Below are 2830 nucleotides of genomic sequence, written 5' to 3'. Positions count from 1 at the left end.
GAGCAGAAGACGTAGGGCACGAGGGTGTTGAGGGTCGCCAGGAGGATGATGAAGGTGAACTGCTCGACCAGGCTCCGCGTATAGTTCATCGCAAGGAGTACGCTCGCGAGAACGCTCGACAGCACGAGTCCGTAAGCCGGCGTCCCGCGCGCCGAAAGCAGCCCGAATGGGCGAGGGAACAAGCCGTCCCGGGCCGCCGCATAGGGGATTTGCCCCTGGAGCAGGAGCCAGCCGTTGAGCGCGCCGAAGCACGAGACGACGGCGCCGGCGCCGACGGCGTAACGAGCCCAATCCCCCCACATGACGTTCGCCGCCTCGGCGAACGGGGCATTGGACGTCGCGAGCTCCGCGGGCGGGATCGTTCCCATCACCGCGACGGTACCGAGGACGTAAACCGCCGCCGTCAAGAGGGTCCCCACGATCGTCGCCCTCGGAATCGTTCTCTCCGGATCGATCACGTGCTCCGATGGGGTCGTTCCCGACTCCAGACCGAGAAACGCCCAGAGCGTCAGCGCCACCGTGGCGGTGACCGCGGAGAAAGGAGACTGCTCGCTCGCGTTGAACGGGATGAAGTTGGACGGATCGACGAACACGAGGCCCAGTGTTCCGATGACGACCAGGGGGATGAGCTTGAGAATGGTGGTGACGAGTTGGACGACACCGGCGGGATGAACTCCCATGAGGTTCACCCATGTGAGCACCCAAAGCGTTGCCAGCCCCACACCGGCGGCAAGAAGGGGGCTCGAGCCGAGCGCGCCCCAGAACACCGTCAGATAGCTCACGAAAGCCACGGCGATCGCCGCGTTCGTCGTCCATATCGAGATCCAGTAACCCCAGGCCACGAGAAAGCCGGGGAACTCACCGAATCCCTCTCGCGTGTAGGTGTACGGACCGCCCGAGCGCCGTACGATCCGGGCGAGGCGGGCGAAGACGAGAGCGAGAAGGCATGCGCCCATGGCGGAGACGACCCAGCCCACGATGCTGATGCCCCCGAAGGGTCCGAGGGAGGCGGGCAACAAGAAGATGCCCGAGCCGATCATGTTGCCCACCACGAGCGCGGTCACCATGGCCGGCCCGAGCTTCTTCGTCACCGTGAGGTCTCGGGGGCGAAGTGGTTAAAGCCCGCGGGACGAAGCGTCTCGACGGAGCCGTCGCGTCGAACGATCTCGAGCCGATCCGCCTCAGACGTAGCCTCGCCGATCCGCGTCAGCTCGGGCTCCCCCGGCTGGCGAAGGCCCGCCAACCGATCTTCGTCGCGAACGGCGAAGAGCAGCTCGTAGTCTTCTCCACTCTGGAGCCCGCGCGAGAGGGGGTCCCGGCCCCACTCGCGCTCCCAAGCAAGAACGCCCGGTGACAAGGGCAAAGCGGTCTCCTCGATTCGGGCGCCGACGGAGCTCGCCCGACACAACCGGGTGAGGTCGATGACGAGCCCGTCGGAAACGTCGATGCAAGCGGTAGCGGCTCGTCGACGATTGAGATTCCTCCCGAGCGCGATTCTGGGCTCGGGGTCGATGTGCGCGCGGATACAGGCCTCGGCAAGCGCGATCGGCCCCCTCCGGAGAGCCTCGGGCACGATCAGCGCTCCCGAAGGGCCGAGGGCCACGCCTCTTCTCAGCAGCTCGAGTCCGACACCGGAGGCCCCGATCTTGCCGGAAAGATAGAGCGCGTCGCCCGCACGGGCGCCCGAGCGGCAGAGCACGCGCCGAGACACTGTATGGCCGCAGGCCGTGACGTCGACCACGATCGGTCCGGAAATCCGCGAAAGGTTGCCCCCGACGAGGCTCCCTGAGAGCCCGCGCGCCCGTTCACTCGCGCCCTCGACGAGCTCCCAGAGCATCTCGACTTCGAGCTCTCGGGGAACGGCGACCGAGAGCAGCACCGACACGAGCTCGCCTCCCATCGCCGCGATGTCGCTCACTGCCACGGCAACGGCACGTCGGCCGATGAAGCGAGGTGGAAGCGTCGTTCGCTCGAAATGAACCCCTTCGACCAGGGAATCCGTCGTGAGGATCAGCTGCTCATCCGCCGGGAGCGAGACGACGGCAGCATCGTCGCCGACCCCTACGGACACGCTCGCGGCAGGCGGTGCCAACCGTTTCTCGAGCTCTCTCAAGAAGCCGTCTTCGCCGAGCTCGGAGAGCTTCATCGAACCCTCGGGAGGCTCTCTTTATTCCGGCTCTGGTTCCGCGGGTGAGCCAAGGGAGCTCGAGAGTGTCGCCGCCAGCTCGTCGGCCTTGGCCGCGAGCTCGGCTTCGGAACGGCGACGATCCCGTTCGGCCTTGAAGAACTCATCGGCGATATTGAGCGCGGCGAGAATGGCGACTTTCAACGAGTCGGTGGTCGCGGTGGAACCGGCTATGGTCTTCATCTTGGTGTCGACGTAGCGGGCGAGCTCCTCGATATAGGCGGGATCTTCTTCCGCCCGAACCTTGTAGCTGCGGTCGAAAATGACGACCGACACGAGATTGTCGTCCTTGGCACTCTGGTCGCTCATCGCGCGGGTTGGCGACATTCTAGGCGATGGCGATGCCGGGGACAAATCTGCTACGCGGCGCGGTCAGCGCGCGGCGTTCAGAGTTTTCAGCTCTTCCACCCAGTTGACCACCACGTTCAACTGCTGCATCGACGTTTCCGCGTCTCTCTCGGGTCGAATCATGAGAAAGCGCGTTCCGTCGGGAGAAATGTCGTAGTTGCGGGCGTCGTTGTTGTAGGGATCGCGCTCGTACTCCCCTTCGAACAGCACCTTCGGCGTTCCGGGATCCAGGCCGGGCCGGTAGGCGATGGGAACGACCATCATCCGGTTGCGGCTGCGGTAGAAGAGCTGATCGCC

4 protein-coding genes are annotated in these 2830 nt (G+C 65.3%); all 4 read right to left on the bottom strand.

All coding sequences use genetic code 11. From position 1 onward, the window contains the following. Positions 1-1091: amino acid permease (locus VEK15_13495; protein HXV61707.1), on the bottom strand; the 1091-nt coding region annotated here is incomplete at its 3' end. Continuing rightward, a complete protein-coding gene (gene thiL / locus VEK15_13490) occupies positions 1088-2146 on the bottom strand; it encodes a thiamine-phosphate kinase (protein HXV61706.1) in 1059 nt (352 codons plus the stop codon). The genes VEK15_13495 and thiL, both read right to left, overlap by 4 nt. 21 nt (positions 2147-2167) lie before the next feature. Further along, positions 2168-2512 (bottom strand): cell division protein ZapA, encoded by a 345-nt coding sequence (locus VEK15_13485; protein HXV61705.1) that lies wholly within the window; start codon positions 2510-2512, stop codon positions 2168-2170. Positions 2513-2557: 45 nt separating this feature from the next. Next, positions 2558-2830, bottom strand: a 273-nt coding sequence (locus VEK15_13480; protein HXV61704.1) for a hypothetical protein, incomplete at its 5' end; no start/stop codon positions are given.

The organism is Vicinamibacteria bacterium (assembly GCA_035620555.1).
Taxonomy (GTDB): Bacteria; Acidobacteriota; Vicinamibacteria; order Marinacidobacterales; family SMYC01; genus DASPGQ01.
This window is presented reverse-complemented; position numbering and strand designations above follow the sequence as displayed.